21 protein-coding genes and 1 pseudogene are annotated in these 21,655 nt (G+C 60.4%); 5 read left to right on the top strand and 17 right to left on the bottom strand.

The features are described 5' to 3' along the window. Positions 1-55 precede the first annotated feature (55 nt). From terL to LB533_RS28375, 5 genes are all read right to left on the bottom strand, one after another. Entirely contained in the window at positions 56-1,513 is a 1,458-nt protein-coding gene (terL, locus tag LB533_RS28395) for a phage terminase large subunit (protein WP_224678738.1), read from the bottom strand. Beyond that, positions 1,510-1,962, bottom strand: coding sequence for a DUF5681 domain-containing protein (locus LB533_RS28390; RefSeq protein WP_224678737.1), 453 nt, complete (start codon positions 1,960-1,962; stop codon positions 1,510-1,512). The genes terL and LB533_RS28390 overlap by 4 nt, the downstream gene beginning before the upstream one ends. Next, complete coding sequence (locus LB533_RS28385) at positions 1,959-3,335, bottom strand: site-specific DNA-methyltransferase (RefSeq protein ID WP_224678736.1); 1,377 nt, start codon at positions 3,333-3,335, stop codon at positions 1,959-1,961. The genes LB533_RS28390 and LB533_RS28385 overlap by 4 nt, the downstream gene beginning before the upstream one ends. A 402-nt stretch (positions 3,336-3,737) precedes the next feature. Further along, positions 3,738-4,115, bottom strand: coding sequence for a hypothetical protein (locus tag LB533_RS28380; RefSeq protein WP_224678735.1), 378 nt, complete (start codon positions 4,113-4,115; stop codon positions 3,738-3,740). After that, positions 4,112-5,380 (bottom strand): hypothetical protein, encoded by a 1,269-nt coding sequence (locus LB533_RS28375; protein WP_224678734.1) that lies wholly within the window; start codon positions 5,378-5,380, stop codon positions 4,112-4,114. Before LB533_RS28375 ends, LB533_RS28380 begins: the two co-directional genes overlap by 4 nt. A 66-nt stretch (positions 5,381-5,446) precedes the next feature. Here LB533_RS28375 and LB533_RS28370 point away from each other — a divergent pair, with 66 nt between their 5' ends. Continuing rightward, positions 5,447-5,857, top strand: coding sequence for a helix-turn-helix domain-containing protein (locus tag LB533_RS28370; protein WP_224678733.1), 411 nt, complete (start codon positions 5,447-5,449; stop codon positions 5,855-5,857). Between the two features lie 123 nt (positions 5,858-5,980). Next, entirely contained in the window at positions 5,981-7,123 is a 1,143-nt protein-coding gene (locus tag LB533_RS28365; protein WP_224678732.1) for a lysozyme inhibitor LprI family protein, read from the top strand. A 305-nt stretch (positions 7,124-7,428) separates the two neighbouring features. On the opposite strand, the pseudogene LB533_RS28360 reads toward LB533_RS28365, so the two are convergent. From LB533_RS28360 to LB533_RS28320, 9 genes and pseudogenes are all read right to left on the bottom strand, one after another. Then, positions 7,429-7,722: pseudogene (locus LB533_RS28360) on the bottom strand (tyrosine-type recombinase/integrase); the annotation flags it as partial. A gap of 323 nt (positions 7,723-8,045) precedes the next feature. Then, positions 8,046-9,206 (bottom strand): Gfo/Idh/MocA family protein, encoded by a 1,161-nt coding sequence (locus tag LB533_RS28355; RefSeq protein ID WP_224678731.1) that lies wholly within the window; start codon positions 9,204-9,206, stop codon positions 8,046-8,048. A 68-nt stretch (positions 9,207-9,274) separates the two neighbouring features. Beyond that, positions 9,275-10,351 carry an ABC transporter ATP-binding protein gene (locus LB533_RS28350; RefSeq protein ID WP_224678730.1) on the bottom strand — a complete coding sequence of 359 codons (1,077 nt, stop codon included), beginning with the start codon at positions 10,349-10,351 and terminating at the stop codon, positions 9,275-9,277. Positions 10,352-10,357: 6 nt separating this feature from the next. Then, positions 10,358-11,212: a carbohydrate ABC transporter permease gene (locus LB533_RS28345; RefSeq protein WP_224678729.1), complete on the bottom strand. Its 855-nt coding sequence runs from the start codon at positions 11,210-11,212 to the stop codon at positions 10,358-10,360. Beyond that, a complete protein-coding gene (locus tag LB533_RS28340) occupies positions 11,209-12,102 on the bottom strand; it encodes a carbohydrate ABC transporter permease (protein WP_224678728.1) in 894 nt (297 codons plus the stop codon). The genes LB533_RS28345 and LB533_RS28340 overlap by 4 nt, the downstream gene beginning before the upstream one ends. Positions 12,103-12,156: 54 nt before the next feature. Then, entirely contained in the window at positions 12,157-13,677 is a 1,521-nt protein-coding gene (locus LB533_RS28335; RefSeq protein WP_224678727.1) for an extracellular solute-binding protein, read from the bottom strand. 23 nt (positions 13,678-13,700) lie between these two features. Continuing rightward, positions 13,701-14,825: a Gfo/Idh/MocA family protein gene (locus LB533_RS28330; RefSeq protein ID WP_224678726.1), complete on the bottom strand. Its 1,125-nt coding sequence runs from the start codon at positions 14,823-14,825 to the stop codon at positions 13,701-13,703. A gap of 58 nt (positions 14,826-14,883) precedes the next feature. After that, on the bottom strand, positions 14,884-15,579 hold the full coding sequence (locus LB533_RS28325) for an RraA family protein (RefSeq protein ID WP_224678725.1): 696 nt from the start codon (positions 15,577-15,579) through the stop codon (positions 14,884-14,886). A gap of 58 nt (positions 15,580-15,637) precedes the next feature. Further along, a complete protein-coding gene (locus LB533_RS28320; protein WP_224678724.1) occupies positions 15,638-16,831 on the bottom strand; it encodes a M24 family metallopeptidase in 1,194 nt (397 codons plus the stop codon). A gap of 415 nt (positions 16,832-17,246) precedes the next feature. On the opposite strand from LB533_RS28320, the gene LB533_RS28315 reads away from it, so the two are divergent. The 3 genes from LB533_RS28315 to LB533_RS28305 all read left to right on the top strand — a co-directional run bounded on the left by LB533_RS28315 (position 17,247) and on the right by LB533_RS28305 (position 19,593). After that, positions 17,247-17,969: a GntR family transcriptional regulator gene (locus tag LB533_RS28315; protein ID WP_224678723.1), complete on the top strand. Its 723-nt coding sequence runs from the start codon at positions 17,247-17,249 to the stop codon at positions 17,967-17,969. A gap of 48 nt (positions 17,970-18,017) precedes the next feature. After that, complete coding sequence (locus tag LB533_RS28310) at positions 18,018-19,184, top strand: autotransporter outer membrane beta-barrel domain-containing protein (protein WP_318012514.1); 1,167 nt, start codon at positions 18,018-18,020, stop codon at positions 19,182-19,184. 91 nt (positions 19,185-19,275) lie between these two features. After that, complete coding sequence (locus LB533_RS28305) at positions 19,276-19,593, top strand: invasion associated locus B family protein (RefSeq protein ID WP_224678722.1); 318 nt, start codon at positions 19,276-19,278, stop codon at positions 19,591-19,593. A 49-nt stretch (positions 19,594-19,642) separates the two neighbouring features. On the opposite strand, the gene LB533_RS28300 is transcribed toward LB533_RS28305, so the two are convergent. From LB533_RS28300 to LB533_RS28290, 3 genes are all read right to left on the bottom strand, one after another. Next, on the bottom strand, positions 19,643-20,071 hold the full coding sequence (locus LB533_RS28300) for an ester cyclase (protein WP_224678721.1): 429 nt from the start codon (positions 20,069-20,071) through the stop codon (positions 19,643-19,645). A gap of 27 nt (positions 20,072-20,098) precedes the next feature. Then, positions 20,099-20,776 carry a L,D-transpeptidase gene (locus LB533_RS28295; RefSeq protein WP_224678720.1) on the bottom strand — a complete coding sequence of 226 codons (678 nt, stop codon included), beginning with the start codon at positions 20,774-20,776 and terminating at the stop codon, positions 20,099-20,101. A gap of 127 nt (positions 20,777-20,903) precedes the next feature. Continuing rightward, complete coding sequence (locus tag LB533_RS28290; protein WP_224678719.1) at positions 20,904-21,647, bottom strand: SDR family oxidoreductase; 744 nt, start codon at positions 21,645-21,647, stop codon at positions 20,904-20,906. Positions 21,648-21,655 lie beyond the last annotated feature (8 nt).

Genomic DNA, 21,655 nt, shown 5'->3' with positions numbered 1-21,655 from the left:
AGGTCGAATTCGGCGTTGGACGAACTCGAAAGGGTGGCGCAAGTAGCCATTCGCATCAAAACGTCCCAACATAGAATCTGCCAGTTGGCTTGTCGTCTTTCATCCAGATCAGCGCCTGGGTCATGGAATCGACCTGATCGTCGTGCTTGCCGTTCGGAAACGCGAGCACTTCGACCAGGAAATCATCCTTCCAATGTGCATCTTTGGGCAAATGGACGTTGCCGTTTTCGATCATCGCGCCGACACGTGACAGCCGGCTTTCTTTGTCGATCCGGGTTTTGATCGGCGTGGTGCTGATGTTCTGGCTGTCCAGATCCGCAATGAGGCTTGAGCCAGAGCCGGCATCTTCGATCAGAATGATTTCGGGGTCATGCTTGGCAAGGAAGTTTTTGACCGCTTTGATGAGCTCGGGATAGGCGGCTCTGACGCGCACGAGATCGAGGAGGTAGTAGTTGTTGCCATCTTTGGCCCAGGTCGTTCCTACGGAATAGTCGCAACTCGGATCACCTTTGACAGCCGTGTCCCAGCTTTGAACGATCGTCATCGAACGCAGATCGAGCTGACCGGGATCGTAGTAGCGGAACCAGGCGCGCTTGACGATATTGCCATCCGGTGGCGCGGGCGCTTGCTGAAATTGGGCAGAGAAATTGAGGGAGCCCAGGGCTAGCTTCAGGCCATCTAGTTCAGCCATGCCATAGCGCGATGGATGCAGAAGATCTCCGATTTTGCGGTCGTGCCAGCGATCTTTCCCCGTCTGAATACGCTCATCTTGTTCCGCGATGGCCGAAAGATTCAGGTGCTCCCAGCCGCCAGCTTCCAACAGGATGCCTGCCAAATCGTCGACATGGAGCCGCTGCATGACAAGCACGGCAGCACCTTTGGCCGGATTGTCGAACCGCGACATCAGCGTTGAGCGAACCCATTCCGCGCATTTGCTGCGTGCCGATTCCGAGTGGGCTTCATCTGCCTTCAATGGATCGTCGATTATGATGATGTCGCCGCCGCGGCCGGTTAGCTGTCCGCCCGTTGAGGTGGCGAGACGTCCGCCGCCAAGCGTCGTCTGCATTTCGTTTTCGGTGTTCTTGCGCGGGTTGATTTTGAAGGTGGGAAATATCGACCGGTACCAGGCGGTGTCGACGACGGTTCGGAAATCGTTCGCGAGCTTGACCGCCAGCGGCTGAGCGTATGACACACAGATCATTCTCTTCGATGGGTCGCGACCAAGAACCCAAGCGGGAAATGCAACCGAAGTGGTGACCGACTTCAACGATCGCGGGGGCATGGTGATGATCAGCCGTTTACAATGACCGAGCAACACGCGCTCAAGCTGGTGGGTGATCGCGCGGATGTGCCAATTAGGAAGATATCTCGCACCGGGATCAACGACGGAAAATGCCAACGCCACGAAGGTCGCAAGGTCATTGCGGGCTGCGCTAAACAGCATCTGAATAGGGCTCAGCATGGCGGTCGATGCAGGCTGCGATCCGTCCGGCCTAGCGAAAGGGACATTCATCGTTCGTCCTCCTTGTCGCCGCCCGAGGCCCCATCGTTTTCTTCGTCGCGCGGTGGCGATGCCTTCTGATCGAGATAGTCCCGCATCAGCTCAATCATTGTTTGTTCACCGAGTGGACTGGTCTCTGCGCCGGGCTGGCCACTCTCTTCTTGTTCTACTGAACGCGCAGCGAGTTGAAGTGCCTGGACCGCCGAACGGTAGTCGCCGCCAATGGCGTTGTTGCGCAATTTTAAAATGATGGCTTCGAGAGCGGTAACTGCTGTCGTCTTGCCATTCTGCTGGATCTGGATCGGTGCGAAGAACGCGTCGCGTAGCATCGTGTTCACGTTCTTCTTTCCCTTAGGACGGCCGTTCGGGTTTCCAGACCGGCCCTTCTCGAAGCGGGAATTTACAGGTGGCTTACCGTAGCCGACGTCGTACTCGGCGGGCTTCTTCTTTCGGTTTTTCACAGTGCGCCTCCAGCGGTTTGGCTGGCCTCAATCGTCGCCGACGAAGTCGGTGCGGCGGGCGCGGCAGCGACACCGCGCCGCTCGCTCAATTCCTCGAAAGTCTCGCCTGTGGCCGCGAGCTTGGCTTCCTTTCCTGTGTGCTTCTCAAAGCGACGGATGATGAGATCGCAGTAGTGAGGATCAATCTCGATCAGACGGGCTCGCCGTCCGGTTTTGTGTGCGGCGAGCAGGGTTGTCCCAGACCCTCCGAAGGGGTCGAGCACGATGTCGCCTCGTCGGCTGACATCGAGCAGTGCATCAGCAACCATATTGACCGGCTTGACGGTCGGGTGTGCTTCCAGCTCATCCATCCGCTCGGCGCCGAAGCTGTTGACGCCGCGATAGGTCCAGACATTGCTGCGATGACGGCCGTGCTTGCCGAGCTCGACGTTGTTGCGGTGCGGCTCGGCGCCGTTTTTGAACACCAGCACCAACTCGTGCTGCGAGCGGTAGAGGCTGCCCATGCCGGCGTTGGTCTTGTTCCAAACGCACAAATTGAGCAGGTCGCCGAACGCTCCTTTGCCCGCAGCGACGGTTTCGGCGATATGACGCCAGTCCATACAGACGAAGGAGATCGCACCCTGTTTGGAGAAGGCGGCGATTTGGGAGAAGGACTGCTCGAGGAACCTTGCGAACTCGCTCTCGGACATCTCGCCCGACGCCATTGCAAATTCGCGGTGCTTGGTCTTGCCAAGGCCGCTGACGTGTCCGCCAATGCGGACGTTATAGGGCGGGTCGGTGAAACAGACGGACGCTTTGTCAGCATCCATGAGCGTTCCGAGAACTTCGGTGGAGAGGGCATCGCCACAGATCAGCCGATGATCCCCGAGCAGAAACACATCGCCAGGCCGGGCTACAGCTGGGCCGGCGTCCTTCGCTGGAAGCTCGATTTCCTCCTCCTCGTCAGCATCGTCCTGGTTGTCGGGTGAGAACTCGGCGATGATCAGGTCGACTTCGGGAATGTCGAAGCCAGTGAGGCTCACGTCGAAATCGAGATCGGCCAGCGCTTGGAGCTCGATGGCCAGGAGTTGTTTGTCCCAGCCAGCCTTCTCGGCGATCCGGTTGTCCGCCACAATGTAAGCGCGTTTCTGCGTCTCGTTGAGATGGGTGATGGAGAGGGTTGGAACTTCCTTCCAGCCCAACAGCCGCGCAGCCGCCAGACGGCCATGGCCGGCGAGAACATTGTTTTTCTCGTCGACCAGAACCGGGTTGGTGAAGCCGAATTTTATGATGCTGTCGGCAATCTGCTTGATCTGTTTCTTGGAGTGGGTGCGGGCGTTGTTGGAGTAGGGGATGAGTGTGTCGATCGAAACGGTGTTGATGTTGGTGACCATGAGATCCTCTGAACGTCGAGCGCCGGAACGGCCAGCGCGTCAAGTCCAAAAATCGCAGTGTTCTTGATTCACGGAAAGAAAAATAAGGCGCTATTCACAGAGACGTCGGCTGGAAGAAATTCCGTGGCCGTAAATCCTGAAAGATATCAGTACAGCTCAACAAAAAATTTTGGCGTGAGCTTCGATATAAAGCAGAGGCTGACAAAATTTTTTGTCGGATCTTTGCTGGCGGCAAAACCAGATGGTGTTAGCTTGAAACGTACGTTCGAGGCATCCTAGGGAGGCGGTTGCGACTTATCGAGGAATGGATCGAGTTTCGTGAGAGCATGAAGGGGATCGAGCCGCGAACGGCTGACATCCAGGTACATCGATCGGGCAAGTGCCGAGATCGAAGCCTCTCGCTTAAACGGCATCCTTCGCTAGGTAAGAAGCGAACACCTTAGCTTCCTCCCGGTTCAGCCGGTTGAGGGCCACCCGGAGCGTCTCGCATAATTCGTCGAGCCTCGGGTCGCTATCTTCCAATCCCATATGGCGATGTGCGCGGTGCTGGAAAAAGAGACATAGCCAAAGGTCAAGAGCACTGCCTTGCCATTTGCCGGTCGTGCTGGCTTGAGCCGACATGACGTTGGAAAGATCTGCCAGGCGGTTCATTCCTCCGGCGACCTCATAGCCGTTGAGGAAATGAGCCAAGCGCGCTGACTGTGCCCACGTGAACGGCGAGGGCATGGCTGAGAAGTCTCCCTTGAGGGCCAGTCGTTCCCATTTCAGGAGCCGTGTCATTCGGCGGCCTCAACGAGGACGCTAAGCCGAGGTCGAATAAGGGAGACAAACCGATTGGCCGCATCACAAAGCCAGTCGAGTTGCTGTTCATCGGTTGTGAATTCAGACCGAGCCCTAAAGACCCCGAGCTCCGCATAGAACGGTGCGGCCGTTTTCAACCGTGCGACCAGATCGAGACCGCTTTCATTGCGCAATTGTTCGATGTCGACTTGGAGATCATCAAACAGCGTCTGCCCGTCCTGGTCGCGAAATGTCAGAAACAAGCCGACCTCAGCCCTGGTGCCAGTCGAGCGAAAGGCTGTCATCCAGCCGAGCGGCTCGGGCAGGGGAACCCTGACCCAGTTGTCACCGCCATGGCGCGGCGGCGGCTGATCGGGATGGTCGAATCGCACCTGATCGATGAACTGCTGCCAGAAGGCGCGGTTCATGCTTCTCCGGTTGCTGCGTTCAGGATCGACAACGTTTTCCATGGTGTCGACGGGCAGGGCACTTGCGACCTCCGGGATTTCCAATTGGAGCGGCATGCCGCCGATGTCGACCAATACTCTCTGCTGTAGAACCTCGGTGCGCAGCGGCACCGTGGGCACGACGAGGATGTTTCCCGACGCCGCTTGCCAAAGCTGGATTTCGAGCAGTGCCAGTTGCGCCAACCCAGCGCCTTGCGCGTTGAGATGATCCGCAATTGCGTGCATGTCAGAGCGGATGCCATCGCCGGCAACAATCAGCTGAAAGTCGCCTAGTTTTAGCGACCGGGTTACCGCGTCGACGAAAGGCGCTTCTTCGAGGTCCGGCCAGAGTATTTTCGCCGCGGCAAAGATCGGGTTTGGCTCAACTGTGGCCAGCTTGCGTTTTAGCGCTGAAGTCAAATCGCCGAAACTCCAGCGTCGCAGCAGCGCGGCGTATTCTAGAATCTGCGCCAACACTTCTCGACGGGCCTGCGGATTGCGCCAAAGCTTGCATTCGACAACGACTAGTCGGCCGGTCCTGGTGACTCCTAGAAGGTCGGCGAACACGGTCCCGCCAATTCGAGATATTGGAAGTTCACAGCAGAGGGGCACTATGTCTCCAAGGCCGGCGTCTAAACGCTCAAGCACCATCAACTCAGGATGTCGAAACAGCAGATCCCTGAGCCAGCGCTCGTCATAGAGCTGCGGGACAGGAGCGGCGGAGGCTTGACCTCCGACGTTTGCCGCATTCCGCACCAGGGAGTGGCGGGTCAGGGGCGTGGCGGTTTCATTCAATGCGGATAGGAGCAGAGCGCTCATGCGGGATTGACGCCTTCCTGACTACGCGTGCCGTGCATGTTTCTTGTTGAGCTAGAAGTAGACTTCATGACATCGACCAATGCTGAAGCTGACTTCGTTGTCAACTCGAAATGCCGAAGTCACGCTTCAAGTATGAGCGACTCTTTAAAGCAGGCTATAGGCGCGAGGGTTCAGGCCGCGAGGCGCGGCGCGAAGCTCAGCCAGGAGGCGCTGGCCGACCGCATTGGCCGCACGCCTGAGAGCGTCTCAAATATCGAGCGAGGCAAGCAGTTGCCCAGCATCGAAACCCTGGCCGAGCTCGCACGCGTGCTCAACGTACCCATGACAGATTTCTTCGAGGGCCTGGAGAAAAGACGGGTTGTTTCGCGTGAGCGCGCTCTGCTAGAGGCCGAGCTCCTGCAGATCGCGCGGCAGCTGGGACCGCGACTGGTGAAAGTCGCGCTAGAGCAGGTCAAGGTGCTGAAGCATTTGGGCTGACCGTCAGCAACTGGAGGCGGGCGTTACGCCAGGCTTCAGATGTGATCGAGAAGATTGAGAATCTCGCTTGATCCCAACGTTCGTTTTGCTACAGCGAATATTGGGAAGCAGGGGTTTACGGGTATGCGTCGGGCAATCTTGGGCGCGTGGTTGGCGTTAGTGCTGATCTCGGGTAGCGCAACAGCGGCAAATATTGAGTTCGTTGGCTCCAATGGCACAGTTGATGTCGTCAGCATTACGGGGGAGATCATCCAGGGCGATGCCGATCGCTTTTACGATCTTGTTCAGAACCGCGGGAGCGTTCTCGTTATCCTGCAAAGCCCCGGCGGCTTGATTGAGGAAGCCCTCCAGATCGGCGCCCGAATTCGGCTCAACAATTATGTGACCTCGGTAGGTGCGAACGGAGAATGCTATTCCGCGTGCGGCCTAATTTGGGTGGCCGGCACCCGCCGCTATATGTCATCCACCTCGAAGATCGGATTTCATGCTGCCTATACGGAGGAAAACGGCCAGTACAAGGAGAGCGGGGTCGCAAACGCAGAGGTAGGCTCGTATTTGACTCACCTTGGGCTTCGGATCGAAGCCATTCGGTTCTTCACGGTTCCCGGGCCCACCGAGATGCTGCTCCTGTCAGCAGAAAGCGCCAGGGCGCTTGGGATCGATGTTTTCGAGCAGGATGGCGGGCAAGTAACCACACCTCAGGATGCACCGACTGCTGATATCTTTGCCGACAGATTCGTCTCCTACACCTTGCTGAAATCACGCTGCTCGGGCTTCTTCACACCCGACGAAGGCGTCATCAATCAAGCCATCAGGCAAGCTTTCGACGAAGGGAATCGCATTGCGGGCAAGGAGAATTGGATAAGCTTGTGGACACCCATACTCGAGGATGTGAAGTCGGCGCTAAAGAACCGAGGAGCTCTTCAAGTCTGCTTAGAAACGGCTGCGTTCATTGCAGACCATGGACAGCCAACCGGAATCGGCAGTCCCAGCTTCGACTGTTCGAAAGCAGGAACGGCAACCGAAATGGCCCTATGCTCTGATGACCGCTTGTGGGCTAAGGACCGAGCAATGAATGCTATCTACTGGTACATTCGAGGCTACAACAACGCGAAGGTCCGTAAGGCATTGCTCGCCAACCAACGCGAATGGCTGCAGCACCGCAATGCGTGCGGAGGAAACAGAGACTGCCTCAATAAGTCCTATGACGATCGATTTCAGTTGATGAAGGACGTCGACGTGTCGGTGTCGGTCAACGGACAATGAGGTCCAGCGCTGCGAGGTCCGCTTCGGAGTTCCCTGTTAGGTGACGGCAATTTCCCTGTTATGACGCGTAGGGAAATTGCCGCTAACGCATTCAATTCACGAGGCAAACTTCCACGAGAATTCAGGTCGGAACCATCAAGTCGCTCGCAAATCCCTGTTTTTCTACGGCTATCAGGGAAAAATTGGCAGAGACTGGTTCGCCACAGACTGCCAGCACCACCATTATCGTTATTTATCAATGCTTTACGAGGTGGTTCGCCACGAGATTCGCCAATAGGTTCGCCAAGCATCGGTTTGCGCGTCACGAGACGCACGACTCTGTCCATCCCCTGTACGGCCAGGCGAACCTGCGATGCCTCGCGCGAATAGAGCTCCGCATGATCGATATCGTCGTGCCCTAGTACGTCCATGAGCTGTCTGGTCGAGGCCTCGGCCTCCGCCAGATAAACACCGAGCGACTTCCTCAAACCATGCAGGGTCAGGCCCTTCGGGAGATCGGCAAGCTTGCACCAATGCGCCACGAGGCAGTTCGCCGAAATTGATTCAAGAAGCCGGCCTGCCGCTGCCCCGACTGTCGAATGGCAGCTTTGCGTCCACATGCCGGTCCTTCAGGTCATTGTGCGAATTCCCAAAAGCGGACATTGCGAGCATCACAAGCAGATTCGGGTTGCGCAGAGAAGCTGACGTTCAATGTCGCGTTAGACTAGGTTCCCCATTGCGAAGCACGTTATTAGACTCATCTGTTGTAAGCGAGGACTGCTGTTCTCCCCATGCTTCGGTTGTTTCCACCAATAGACGTCGACGGACCAGACCTGACTTATAGTTGATCGCCCCGTTTCAAAGCGATCGGGCCGATACGGAAAGCCCGTGGCTAACCAGCGTACTGTAGGCGAACAGTGTAAATCCTCCGAATCAGGGGTCGCTACACTCGTGTCCATCGCCTTGTGGCTGACGATAAAAAGCATGCATCTAGAATCTGCATTATCTCATAGCCATCACTAAAGGTAGGCCATGCCGACTTGCCGGTAGCTACCGAACGTATAACTTCAGAGACCTCAATCGCTTTGTATTCATTATAACCCAGGCCGAAATTGGCAACCGGCAACAGCGAGGCGAAGTTCTTGTTTTCTGGCCCGACGTCGATGAGCCGGTAGCCCTGGCGGTTTGGCGCGTCGTCCATCGAGAAGAAGCGCAGGCGGTTGACCTCGTCATAGTTGAACTCGATGCCGCCCTTGGTTCCATAGATCTCGTATTTCTGCAGGAAGCGCCGGCCGGAGGCGACGCGGCTGACATCGATGACGCCGCGGCCGCCATTGGCGAATTTGCACATCAGGTTGACCATGTCCGAATTGGTGACCGAGCGCTTGACCCCGCCTTCCTGCGCCTTGGTCTGGACACCATAGCCGAAGCCTTCGCTGTAGGTGCGCTCGGGCGTGACGGTGGCGACGTCGGCGATCAGCTCGTCGACGGGGCCGATGAGACGGTGGATGAAGGAAAACAGGTGCGAGGCGACATCGCCGACGACGCCGGTCGGCGCCAGATTGCCATCGCAGCGCCACATGAAGGGTGTGCGCGGATCCGCCAGCACGTCGACATGCATCGAGGCGCGGAAGAAGACGATCTCGCCGATCTCGCCATTGTCGATGAGTTCCTTGGTCAGGTCGTGCACCGGATTCCTCGGAAAATTATGGCCGACGCGGGTCACCAGTCCCTTCTCGCGGGCGAGATCGGCCAGTTCGCGCGCTTCCTCGGCCGTGGCGGTGAAGGGCTTCTCGCAATAGACATTCTTGCCGGCCAGCAGGGCCGTCTTGGACACCTCGAAATGCAGATGATCCGGCAAGCAGATGTCGACCAGATTGACCTCTGGGTCGCTCAGCACGTCGTGCCAGTTGGTGGAGGTCTTGACGTTGCCATAGGCACCCTTGATCTGTTCCAGCCTATCGGCCGCGTCGTCCACCAGACAGGCGATCCTGGCAATGGAGCCGAGCTCGGGAAACATCAGCGGTGCATTGCGATAGCCCATGGAATGGCATTTTCCCATCCATCCGCAGGCGCCCAGAATGGCTACGTTGACTGGCTTCATTGACACTGTACTCCGGTTGCGGATTGCGCCCGCCGGCACGGCCGGGCGGTGAACGGAAATGGACGCCGTCAGGCGTCGATGCGCGCTTCGGTGGTCGCGTCGAAAAAATGCAGTTCCTTGCGTTCGGCGCTGACCGACACGGTCTGGCCGACCTTCAGCTTTACGCGCCCGGGCACCTTCGCCTTCAGCACGTCGCCGCCCAGGTCGAGCAGCACCACCGCCTCGTTGCCGGTCGATTCGATCAGGGTCACGGTCGCCGGATTACCGGCCTCGCCCTCGGCGCCGACGATCAGATGCTCCGGCCGCACGCCGAAGATCACCGAGGCGCCGGGCTTCAGCGGCGCGCCGGGGTCGTTCGGCCATTTGAACTGACGCGAGCGGATGCCCGGACCGCCATCGCCGCCCTCGACGGTCCCGGTCAGGATGTTCATCGCCGGGCTGCCGATGAAGGTTGCGACGAAGACGCTTCCGGGACGCTCGTAGAGGTTCTCGGCGGTGTCGACTTGCATGAGCCGGCCGTCCTTCAGTACGGCTATGCGCGAGCCCATGGTCAGCGCCTCGACCTGGTCGTGGGTGACATAGACGGTGGTCGAGCGGATGCGCTGGTGGAGCTTGATGATCTCGCTGCGCATGCTCACGCGAAGCTGGGCGTCGAGGTTGGAGAGCGGCTCGTCCATGAGGAAGACGCCGGCCTCGCGCACAATTGCGCGGCCAAGAGCGACGCGCTGGCGCTGGCCGCCCGACAGGTTGCGCGGCCGGCGGTCGAGCAGATGGCCGATCTCCAGCATTGCCGACACATTCTTGACGCGCTTGGCGATTTCGGCAGCCGCCACGCCCCGGTTGCGCAAGCCGAAGCCGATGTTTTCCTCGACCGACATATGAGGATAAAGCGCATAGGACTGAAACACCATGGCAATGTCGCGGTCGCGGGGTTCGGCGAAGGTGACGTTGCGCTCGCCGATATGGATGTCGCCTTTGGTGACCTCCTCCAGCCCCGCCAGCATGCGCAGCGTCGTCGACTTGCCGCAGCCTGAGGGGCCGACCAGGACCAGGAACTCGCCTTCCTCGACCGACAGGTTTAGATCGCGCACCACCTCGACGCTGGCGTAGCTTTTCCAGACGTGATCAAAAAGGACGCGTGACATCTGCCTTCAACCTTTCACAGCGCCGGCCGAGAGGCCGCGCACCAACCATTTTTGTGCGTACAATCCGAGCGCGACCATGGGGATGATCCCGATCAGCCCCAGTGCTGACATGATCCACCAATAGGCGCCTAGTTCATTGGCTTGCCCCGAAATCAGCACAGGCAGCGTCTGCGAACGGCGGAAAGTGAGGATCAGCGCGAACAGGAACTCGTTCCAGGCGAAGATTATCGAGACGAAGAATGCCGTCACCAGGCCGGGGAACGCGATCGGCAGGGAAATCTTGAAGAACACGCCGAGCCGGGTGCAGCCATCGACCAGGCCGCTTTCCTCGACCTCGACCGGCACGGCGCGGAAGGCGTCACGGGTGATCCAGATCGCCAGCGGCAGGTTGAACAGCGCGTAGGCAATGCCGAGCGACCAAGCCCGGTCGAGAACGCCGGCATAGCGGTACATCAGCAGGAAAGGGAACACGACCGCCACCGGCGGCATCATGCGCTGCGAGATGAAGAAGAACGCCATGTTGTCGTTCTTCCAGCCAAACTTGCTGTAGTCGAAGCGGGCGAGACCGTAGCCGGCCAGAGCGCCAGCGAAGGTGGCGACGAACGCGCCGACCAGGGAGGCGACGGCCGAGTTGGCTAGCGCGTTGAATAGCTGCGAGCGGTACTGGCCGAACACTGTCTGGAAGGCCGAGAGCGTCGGCTGGAAATCGACCCAGGGAATGAAGGTCGGCAACGGAAAGACGTCGGCCCGCTCCTTGAACGCGGTGATCGTCATCCAGTAGAGCGGGAAGACGACGATGATGAACCAGACGACCTGCAGCGCGATGCGCCAGACCGGAATCCTGCGTCTCATCCTGCTCATGTCAGACGCTCCACGAGACGGCGGGTCGCGGCCAGAATCGCGGTCGCGACGATGGTGGCGACGATTGCCAGCGAAAAGGCGAGCGTGGCGGCGTAGCCGAGGTCGAAATTCACGACGCCTACCCGATAGGCATAGAGGGTCAGTGATTCGGTGGCGATGCCAGGCCCGCCATTGGTCAGCACCACGATGACATCGGCGATCTTCAGCATCTCGATCGAACGGATCACGATGGCGGTGACCGACCATGGCAGGAGCATGGGGAAGGTGACGCGCCAGAACGCCTGGATGTCCGATGTCGTGTCGAGGCGGGCGGCGTCCTCGACTTCATTGGAGAGCGCCGAAAGCCCGGCGAGCAGCACCAGCATGAAGAAGGGGACCCATTGCCAGGTGTCGACGATGAGCACGGTGACGAAAGCGCCAATGCTGTTGGTGAGCCAGGGGACCGGCGGCAGTCCCGCTGCCATCAGCCCGGCGTTCACGGGGCCGACGGCCTCGTTGAACATGACGCGGCCGACGACGAAGGCGACGACGACCGGGCTCAGCATCATCGGAATGAGGAAGATGATCCTAAGCCAGTTCTGCTGCCTTCGGGCACGGTCAAGCGACCGCGCCAAGCCGAGGCCGATGAAGAACTGGATGGGTATGCCGACCACAAAATAGAGCAGGGTGGTGAACAGCACGTAGTGAAAATGCGCGTCGGAAAACAGACGCGCCCAGTGGCTCAGTCCCGCCCAGCGCACCGGCGCCATACGGTTGCCGAAGTCCCAGTTGAGGAACGACAGCGCCAGCGAGGACAGAAGCGGGATGATGGTCAGCACGATGACCAGCAGCAAGGCGGGCGCAACGAACAGCACCGGAATAAGGCTGCGTTTCTTTCCCTGACGCTCCACTTGCATTCCTCCCGGGGAATGGGGCGCCGCGGGCAGGCCGCGACGCCCCGATTATCAGCCTGCCAGCGCGGCCTTGTACAGTTTGGACTGGTTGTCACGGCCCAACCTGTCTGTTGTCTGGTTCCAGGCGTCGCTCGCATTCTTCATCGCCTGTTCGGCGCTGATCTCGCCGGCCATGAAGCGCGATGCCTCGACGTCGAGCGAGTTGTAGTACTCGCCGCTGCCGGGGATCGAGAGGTCGAGCACGGCGTTGGGATGGCCGACGGCCTTGCCGATCGCTTCAAGATACTGCTTGGCGTCGGCCGGATCCATGCCGGCGTCGATCAGCGGCTGCGGGTCCTGGATGGTTTTGGCGCGCGACGGCTGGATGCCACTGTCGGGGAAGGCGACGAGCTTGGTTGAGGCTTCCGGGTTGCAGAAGAAGGCTGCAAGATCCCAGGCGGCTTCCTTGTTCTCGGCGGTGACGGGCACGCCGAACAACCAGGCGGTGACGCCGAGGTAAGGCGCATGGTTGGAGCCGCCCTCCGGCTTGATCCAGTCCTTGGCGGTGCGGTCATAGACCTTGCTGGCGCCGGGCGTCAGCGCGGTTCCGGTCTTGCCCTTGACCTTCGATCCTTCCGAGTAGGACAGCGTGCCGATGTCGCCCCAGTCGGTGATCATCGCCGACTGGCCGCTGACGAATGTCGGGCGGGACTCTGAGAAGCCGTATTGCGCCAGTCCGGGCGGGCCAGCGTCGAGATCCTTCTTCCAGTCCTCCAGCGCCTGGATCCAGCCTGGCTCGGCGATGCGGGGCGACATGTCGTCGGGATTGAAGAAGACGTAGGGGTCGCCGGCCTTCTTGGAATAGCTGACGCCCCGGCCGACCAGGAAGTACACGCCGCCGGTGCCGCGTCCCATCGGTTCGACGAAGCCGTAGCTCTTGCCGGTGCCGGACCAGTCGAAGGACGAGAAGAACTTAGCAACGTCGTAGAACTGTTCCCAGCTGTCCGGAGGCGACAGTTCGTAGCCGTGCTGGTCGGAGAACTTCTTCTTGTAGTCGGCGTTTTCGAAGAGATCGCGGCGGTAGAAGAGGTTGTGGGCGTTGCCGTCATAGGCAAGGCCGTACGTCTTGCCGTCGAAGCTCATCGCCTTGCGGAAGATCGGGTAGATGTCGTCGGCCTGGACGAGCTTCAGTACATCCTCGGGCACTTCCTCCATCAGCCCGCCGCCCATGAAGTCACCGCCCCATGTGGTCTGGTAGTTGATCAGATCGGACGTGTAGGCGCCGGAGCTGAGCTCGGTGCGGAGCTTCTCAAACATCTGGCCGAACGGATAGGTCACGAGCTCGATGGTGGCGCCCGTGGCCTTTTCCCAGGCCGGTCCGAATATCTGGATCGGTCCGCTGATCACCGGGCCGGACTGGCTCTCGACGATCACCTTGGTGCCCTCGAACTTCTTGTTCGAGATCACCGGCAACGTCACATTGGCGGTCTGCGCCAGTGCGCCGCGCGTGCCGGCGACGGCCAGGGCGGCCATGGCCACCATTCCCTGCATGATCTGACGGCGTGTCAGATCGTCAAGCTTTCTCACAGTCACGTCTTCCTCCCTTGTTGCGTGGTCTAAAGTGAACGGAATATGATCGGCTCTCGCCGGGCGCTCTGCCAGGAGCGGATCATCGAGTCGGCGATCTCGACGGCGCGGTAGCCGTCCTCGAAGGTGGCCGCCAGCGGCGACACCTGACGGTTGCCGAGAACCGCCTCGACGAAATGGTTCATCTGCTGGACGAAGCATTCAACCCAGCCGATCGGGTGGCTGCCCTGGACGCCGCCCTCCCACCAGAAGTCGGAGAAGGGATGCTCTTCCTTGATGACCTGGACGGTGCGGAAGCCGGAGGCCAGCCCTTCGGCAATCTCGAGTTCGTTGAGGCGCGCGACGTCGTAGCGGAGTGAGCCCTTGGTGCCGTCGACCTGAATGGCCGAGGTATGGCCATGGCCGGCAGCCACCCGGGACGCCTGAATGACGCCGATCGGACCGCTCTCGAACTGCAGGATCGAGACGAACGCGTCGTCGACCTCAACCTTCTTGCCGGCCACCTGCGGCACCACCGTGCGGCCGATGGAGGCGACTTCGCTGATTTCGCCGACGAGGAAGCGGGCGAGATCGATGTGGTGGGCGCCGAGGTCGCCGAACGTGCCGGTGCCGGCGATCTTCTTGTCCAGCCGCCAGCTGAAATCGAGGCCCGGCTGCAGGTAGTTCGACATCAGATATTCGGAGCGGAAATGGGTGACTTCACCGATGGCGCCGGACTGGATCAACTCGCGGGCATAGCGCAGAGCCGGCACGAAGCGGTAGACGAAGGCTGCCTGATGCACGGCCTTGGCTTCGGCGGCCGCCTTCCACATTTCGAAGGCTTCGGCCGCGTCCATGGCGAGCGGCTTTTCGCAGAAGACCGCCTTGCCGGCTTTCAGCGCCGCAATCGAGGGCTCGGCGTGCAGGACATTGGGTCCGGCATTGACGAAGATGTCGATGTTGGCATCGAGAACGGCGCGCCAGTCGTCCACGCCCTTTTCCCAGCCGAAACGCTTCACCAGCGTGTCGCGCGCCTTCTGGTCGCGGTCGGCGACGATGCTGAGGTTGAGGTTCGCCTTCGGCGCTTCCTTGATCAACTGCTGCAGTCTCAGCGCATAGGAATGGAAGGTGCCGATGAAACCGGCTCCCAGAATGCCAACGTTGAGTTCCTTCATGTGACCTCCCTTTGTGCTTGCATGAGCGCTGCGTGGCGACGGTGTCGAGCCTGCAGCGTCAGTGGATGTCTTTCGAGCGGGCCATCGCGGCTCGCAATGTTGCGATGGTGAAGGATTTGTCCCGGCAGGCGTCGAGGATCAGCTTCTCGCGGCGCGTCACCAGGGCCACCGCTTCGGCCACGTCGTCGATCAGTTCGGCCGGAACCACCACCGCGCCCTGGTAGTCGGCGTGGACGATGTCGCCATCGCTCACCAGCATGCCATTCACCTCGACCGGCTCGCCGAAGCCGGCGATGTGGACATGGGCGTGGCTCGGTCCGACATGGCCGCCCAGGATCTGGAAACCCTCGGCAAGCGCAATCACGTCACGGAACGAACCATTGGTCACGCAGCCGACGGATCCGAGCGTCTGGTGGACGAGACTGTTGACCTCGCCCCAGAACGCGCCAGTGCCGGGGCTGGGGTCGCGGTCCTGGATCACGACCATGGTCGGCAGGTCGGCGGCGGCGACGTATTCATACCAACTGATGCGATCCTGCACCGGAGCCTGTGCCGGCGCTTCAGCGCGGATCGTTCCGACCCGCGCGATGCCGACGACCGGGGGCAGGCCGGGTCGCGCTGCGATCAGCGGGCGCCGCGTGAAGCCCTTGTCGCGACAGGACGGCCGCAGAACCTCCAGCGCGTTGCACAGCGTTGCCGTGTCGAACCGCGTGAGGCCGTCAAGAGCGCTTCTGCTGATGCGCGATGTTTTCATAAACCTGCCTCGTCAATCACGGGCTCGAATGCCGAAAGAAACGCTGTCCTGAAGATGCCTAGGCGACGACGTTCCAGCCCCGGCCCTGGTCGCCGAAGGCCTCGTACCCATGCGGCATCACCGCGATCGTGTCCTCGAGCTTGATGAAGCCGCGCCGTGGGTGGAGCAGGGTCGTCTCGATGGAAATGACCATGCCCGCCTCCAGCGGCAGCAGAGCATCCGTCGCCTCGTAGGGAACCGGCCCGGTGCTGGTCAGGCGCGGCGCCTCATGGGTGATCAGGCCCATGCCGTGGGCGCAGAAGCGCAGGTGCTTGCTGTTGGGCGAGTTCTTCAGGTCGCCGTCGACGGCGTCGTAGATCCCCTTGCCGATCGTGCCGGGCGCCACCACGGACCGGGCCTTCTGCTGGATGCCTTCGATCTCGCCGAGCAGGTCGACAAGTTCGGCATCGGGCTCGCCAAGCACGGCCATCCGCGCCACATCGCCGATATAGCCGCCGAAATTGCCGCCCGAATCCAGCGATAGCGGTTCGCCCCGGCGCCAGGACTGCGGCGACGGCGACCGGTTCAGCGACGACCCCATGGCGATCAGGCAGTATTCGAAATTGAGCCCACGCGAGACCTCGGCCTCCTTGATGAGCTGGGTGATGTCGTACTTGCTCGAGCCCTCGCGCAGATGCGGCAACACCGACAGCATGGCGTCGACGACCTTGTCGGAGGCGACCCGGAGATCTTCGAGCTCGGCGTCGCTCTTGCGGGCGCGCAGCCGCTCGAGGACGAGCAGGGCATCAACGATCGCGGCGCCGGGCAACTGGCTCTGGATGGCGGCGAAGCCGGAGCCGGGCATGAAGGAGGCCTCGACGCCTATGCGGGCCGCCGGCAGTCCTGTCTTCCTGATATGAGCCGCCGCAAGTGCGATGGCATCGCCCACTCCCCACGCCTTGAGCCTCAGTTCGGCTGGCCAGAAGGGCCTGATCTCGTTGACGTAGTTCTCCATCTCGTTGCCGACATAGGCCGTCATCTCGGGATGACCTTTGAAGTAGGCGACGATCGGCAGGTACCGGTCGGTTCCGATGGCGTCCATATAGTCGAAGAAAAAGAAGCGGTGCCCGCCCAGCAGGTATTGCACGGCATGCTTCGACGTTGCCAGGAGCACGTCGATCCCGGCTTCGTCCATCAGCCGATCCAGGAGATTAGTGTCGAAGGGAATGGCGGCGGCCTCGTGCAGGACAGCAGCCTTGGCGTTCGTTGTCATGCAGTCCACCGCTCCTCTCGAGAGACCAACACGGCGATCTATTGCACATGTGTCGCCTGTCGACAAGTGAGGGAAGAAAGTTTCGTTTTTGGCTGCAGACAGCATCCATTTTAGCAATCGCGCATGCTCGTCCGGTATGCGAGCATCGACATAAACATCTGTTATTGCTAGATTTTATCTTTTAGGCACTAATTGGTTTCATTCTGCAAAACACGCTCGGTCGGCTGTCGACAGATTTTGATGCATCTGCTAATTTCGATCTCTGGCGCAGACAAGGACGGTCGAATTCGCGGGCTGGCAGGGACCGGTTTCCCGCCAGGCGAGAAAACGGTCGGACCGGCTATCAAAAGTGCGCTAGAGACTAGCGGGCAGCGCTCGCGACAGGACGCCGCGCAGCGACTTCGGGGTGATGAGAATGAAAATAGGCAACAGTCCGCGATTGATGAACGAGAACTCGATCCAGCGCATCGAGCGTCCCGAACTGATATCGGAACAGACCTATGAGAACATCCGGCAGCTGATCATCAACTGCCAGCTCCAGCCCGGACTTCCCTTTGTCGAGGCCGACATCGCGCGCCGGCTGGGCATCAGCCGTTCGCCGCTGCGCGAGGCGGTCAGGCGGCTGGAAGAGGAGGGTTTCATCGAAACCGTGGATGGGCGCCGACGCGTAGCGCCGATCACAGCCGGCAAGGTTCTGCAGCTTTATGAATTGCGATGCGTTCTTGAGAAGCATGCGGCCGACAAGTCCGAAGGCCTGATCTCTCGCATGGAGCTTGAGCGTGTGACCTCCAAATTCGACTATATCGCGGCACAGCTGGAACAGAACGATGTGCAACCTTTCAACGACGCCGACTTCGAGTTTCACCAGCTCTTCATCAGCCGCTGTGGCAATCCCCTGATGATCGCACAATTGTCCAGGCTTGAAACGCAGTTACGACGAGTCATGAATTTTTTTGGAAGGCGTGTCGGCCACACCAAACTGGCTTTCCAGGAGCATCTGGAAATCATCGAGACGATACGGTCCCCGCGGCCAGGCGCACTTGGCAAGGCCGTCGAGCATCACATTCTAGCCGTAGGCCGCCGTGTTTCGGAATTTGTCAGGGAGAAGCAAGACGGAATTAGCGGCGAGAGCGAGTGATTCAAATCGCGATCTAACCACTCCGGATGCCTCGCCAACGACGTTTTCCTGCGGCTCAATCGCAACGACATCGCCTTCGCCGACAAGGCGCTTACCCGCAACCAGAGGGCACCGCCGGCGGCCTCGACACGCTCGGCCCTGCCAGCTCCCTTTTATGGTGCCATCCTCACCCTCGCCAACGACGATCCTACCATCCGCGACGCCCTCGACCAGCTATCGGGCGAGGTGCACGCATCCGCCAACGGCGTCCTGATCGACGACAGCCATTTCGTGCGCGATGCCGCGACTGCCCGTATCCGCTCCGCCTTCGGCACCGTCGGTGCCGAAGGCGTGCCCGTCTTCGCCTATGGCGCCGACGGTAAGCACGCTGCTCTGGCTCCCGCCGACACCCGGCGCATCGCTGCCTGGGCTATGGGCTTCGGCGCCTGGGGCAACCGCGACGGCGACGGCAACGCCGCCGCCATCTCCTCTTCCACCGGCGGCTTCCTCAGCGGCGTCGACGCGGCCCTCACTGACAACATCCGCCTCGGCCTACTCACCGGATACAGCTACACCCGCTTCGACGCACGCGGCCGCGCCTCCTCCGGCAACAGCCAGAACTGGCATTTCGGCCTCTACGGCGGTGGACAATGGGGTGCCTTCGGCCTCAGGGCAGGGGCCGCCTATACCCGGCACGACCTCTCAACCGCCCGCTCCGTCGCCTTCCACGGCTTCGCCGACCGCTTATCAACTGACTACGACGCTGGCACCGTCCAGGCCTTCGGCGAGCTCGGCTATGGCATCAAGCTCGGCGGCATCGGCCTTGAGCCTTTCGCCAACCTCGCCTACGTCAACCTGCACACCGACGGCTTCAGCGAGCATGGGGGCACAGCCGCGGTCACCGCACCTGACATGGATACCGGCGTTTCCTTCACCACGGTCGGGCTGCATGGCTCAACCGACTTCCTCCTCGCCGGCATCACCGCCACCGCCCGCAGTACGGTCGGGTGGCGCCACGCCTTCGGCGACACCGCCCCGCTCGCCACCTTCGCCTTCGCCGGCTCCGATCCCTTCACCGTCGCCGGCACTCCGATCGCCAAGGACGCCGCCATCGTTGAGGGCGGCGTCGACTTCGCCATCGCATCCAACGCGTCCCTCGGCATCGCCTACGAGGCCCAACTCGCAGCAGACGCCCAACAGCAAAGCCTCAAGGGCACGCTTAATGTCCGCTTCTGAAGCCGCTACCGCAATGCATTCGTCTAAGCTTATTGCTCCTTGTCGCTGTGCTCTTGGCTTTGTGCCGGTTGCGATCCGGACTGCGTCTGCCGTGAACGCGAGGCTTCCCGAAGGGGCGACATCACTGCGGGCAGCGCATGATGACTGGAACGTCGCCTGCTCCGTCCTGGACGCCAATGGCAGAAACCAAAAGGTCTGTGCGTTGAGCCAGGAACTCACCGACAGGAAATCCCACCAGCGGGTGCTCGCCATCCAAATGCAACCAGCAGGAACGGGCGTTGAGGAAACGCTCGTCTTGCCGTTCGGGCTTGCCCTGGGGAATGGCGCCACCTTGCAGGCCGACGAGGGCAAGCCGGTGCGCCGCTCCCCTTCCGGACTTGCTTTTCCGCCGGTTGCATCGTCGCGATGAGCTTCCACGCCAAGATGCTGGCCGCACGGGAAGGCGCATCCGATCTCGGCTACACGATACGCCGATTGCCGACGAGATGACCGTGGACCTCGTAGGCGTTTCGGTCGACCCAATTGTGACGGAGCAGCCCGTCGTCGTCGACGGCAATGATGGCATTGCCCACCATCGTAATGGGTGTCCCATCCGGTTCGGTTCCCAGAAATCCATTGTTCCGGCCAACGAGCCGCCAACGCGTGGCAACGCGCGTCCCGCAGTCGCTTTGAAAGATATCGAGAACTTCGAATTCCAGGTCCTTGATCTGGCGCTGAAAGCCGATGACCCATTGTTTGAATGCGTCACGCGACCGGATCTCGTGACCGCCCGATGTGATCACGAAGTCTTCGTGTACCAATGCATCAATAGCCTCCGGCCTTTGTGGGGAGCGCCACACCTCGTTCCAAAATTGATGAACGATATCGATTGCGGATTTTCTTTTCATGGCATTGTCCTTCCATGAATATCGCGTTCAGGCGACGATGGTTGATGCAGGCAGGACGACAACCTTGCTGCCGACGGGGACGCGGCCGTAAAGGTCGATGATGTCCTGATTGAGAAAGCGGACGCAGCCGGAGGAAACCATCTTGCCGATGGTCCATGGCTCAACGGTCCCGTGCAGGCGGTAAAGCGTATCCTCGCCGTCCCTGTACAGATAGAGCGCGCGAGGCCCCAGGGGATTCCCATAGCCGCCTGGAAGGCCGCCTGCATATTTCGTGTAGCGATCCGGCTCTCGGCGGATCATGTCTTGCGTGGGCGTCCAACGCGGCCATGCCGCCTTTCGTGCGACCGTAGCGTCTCCGCGAAAGTTGAACGCTTCCTGTTTGCCTACCCCGACGCCATAGCGGATCGCCTTGCCGCCCTCCATGACGAGATATGCATGCCGCTCGCCCGGATCGACGACCACGGTGCCCGGTCGTTCCTGCGTCGGATAGGCGACTTCACGACGCCAGTATTTCGGATCGACATGCTTGAGATCGACGGCGGGAACTGGAAACGGTTCATTGTCCAGCGCGGCATACATCTGTAGAAAAGACGGATCGGCAATCGGCGCATCTGCCATCTTCGCCGTCGTGTTTCCAGGACGCGTAACGCATCCTGATACCAAGCCAGCCCCCATTATCATCAGAGCTGCGCGTCTCGTCATCATCGCTCACTTCTTCCTTTTCGTTCGCCGGGTTAATCCCGGTCATTGGCAAGTTGTGGGGAGGTTTCGTCAGGCTGAGTCGGGTAGCAACGGTCACCATCAGACCAATGGATACTGCCCGGTATTCGGCTCAAGCCGTGTAGCCACCATCGACCGAAAGCGAGTGGCCGACCATGAATGATGATTTGCCGATAGCGACGAATACGATTGCCTCAGCCACCTCTTCGGGCCGCCCCAGGCGCTGACCAGGCAACGCTTGCGCCATGCCGTTCTTTCCGGCATCGCCGCCCGCAAAACGAGTGAGCATGTCGGTATCGGTGGGACCAGGGGCTACCGCGTTGACACGCACGCCCGAGCCGGCGACCTCGAGCGCCGCTGCCTTCGTCAGGCCCTCCACCGCGTGTTTGCTGGCGGTATAGACCGACGCTCCAGCTGCGCCCTTCTTACCCACGGCAGACGACAGATTGACGATGCTGCCGCTCCCTTGGGCGAGCATGACCCGCAGCTCATGCTTCATGCACAATAGAGTTCCAAGGACGTTGGTGTCGAAAGTCGCGGCATAGGTTTCGGCAGTCTGGTCCACGACTGGGCCAAGAATGCCGTCAACGCCGGCGTTATTGATCGCGGCGTCCACACGGCCGAAACGGGAAACGGCAGAATCAACAAGCTGACGAACTTCATTCTCGTGCCGGACGTCGGTACGCACGAATTCCACCTCGGCCCCGGTGTTTTGCAGTTCGTGCGTAAGAGCCAAGCCTTCCGGTTCACGTCGACCTGAAATCACAAGGCGCGCGCCCGCCTTTGCGAAGGCAAATGCGGTGGCACGACCGATGCCGGCCAGTTCACCGGTGATCAATACAACAGGAGCAGTCATAGTTGGTC

The organism is Mesorhizobium sp. BR1-1-13 (assembly GCF_020165515.1).
Lineage (GTDB): Bacteria > Pseudomonadota > Alphaproteobacteria > Rhizobiales > Rhizobiaceae > Mesorhizobium.
This window is presented reverse-complemented; position numbering and strand designations above follow the sequence as displayed.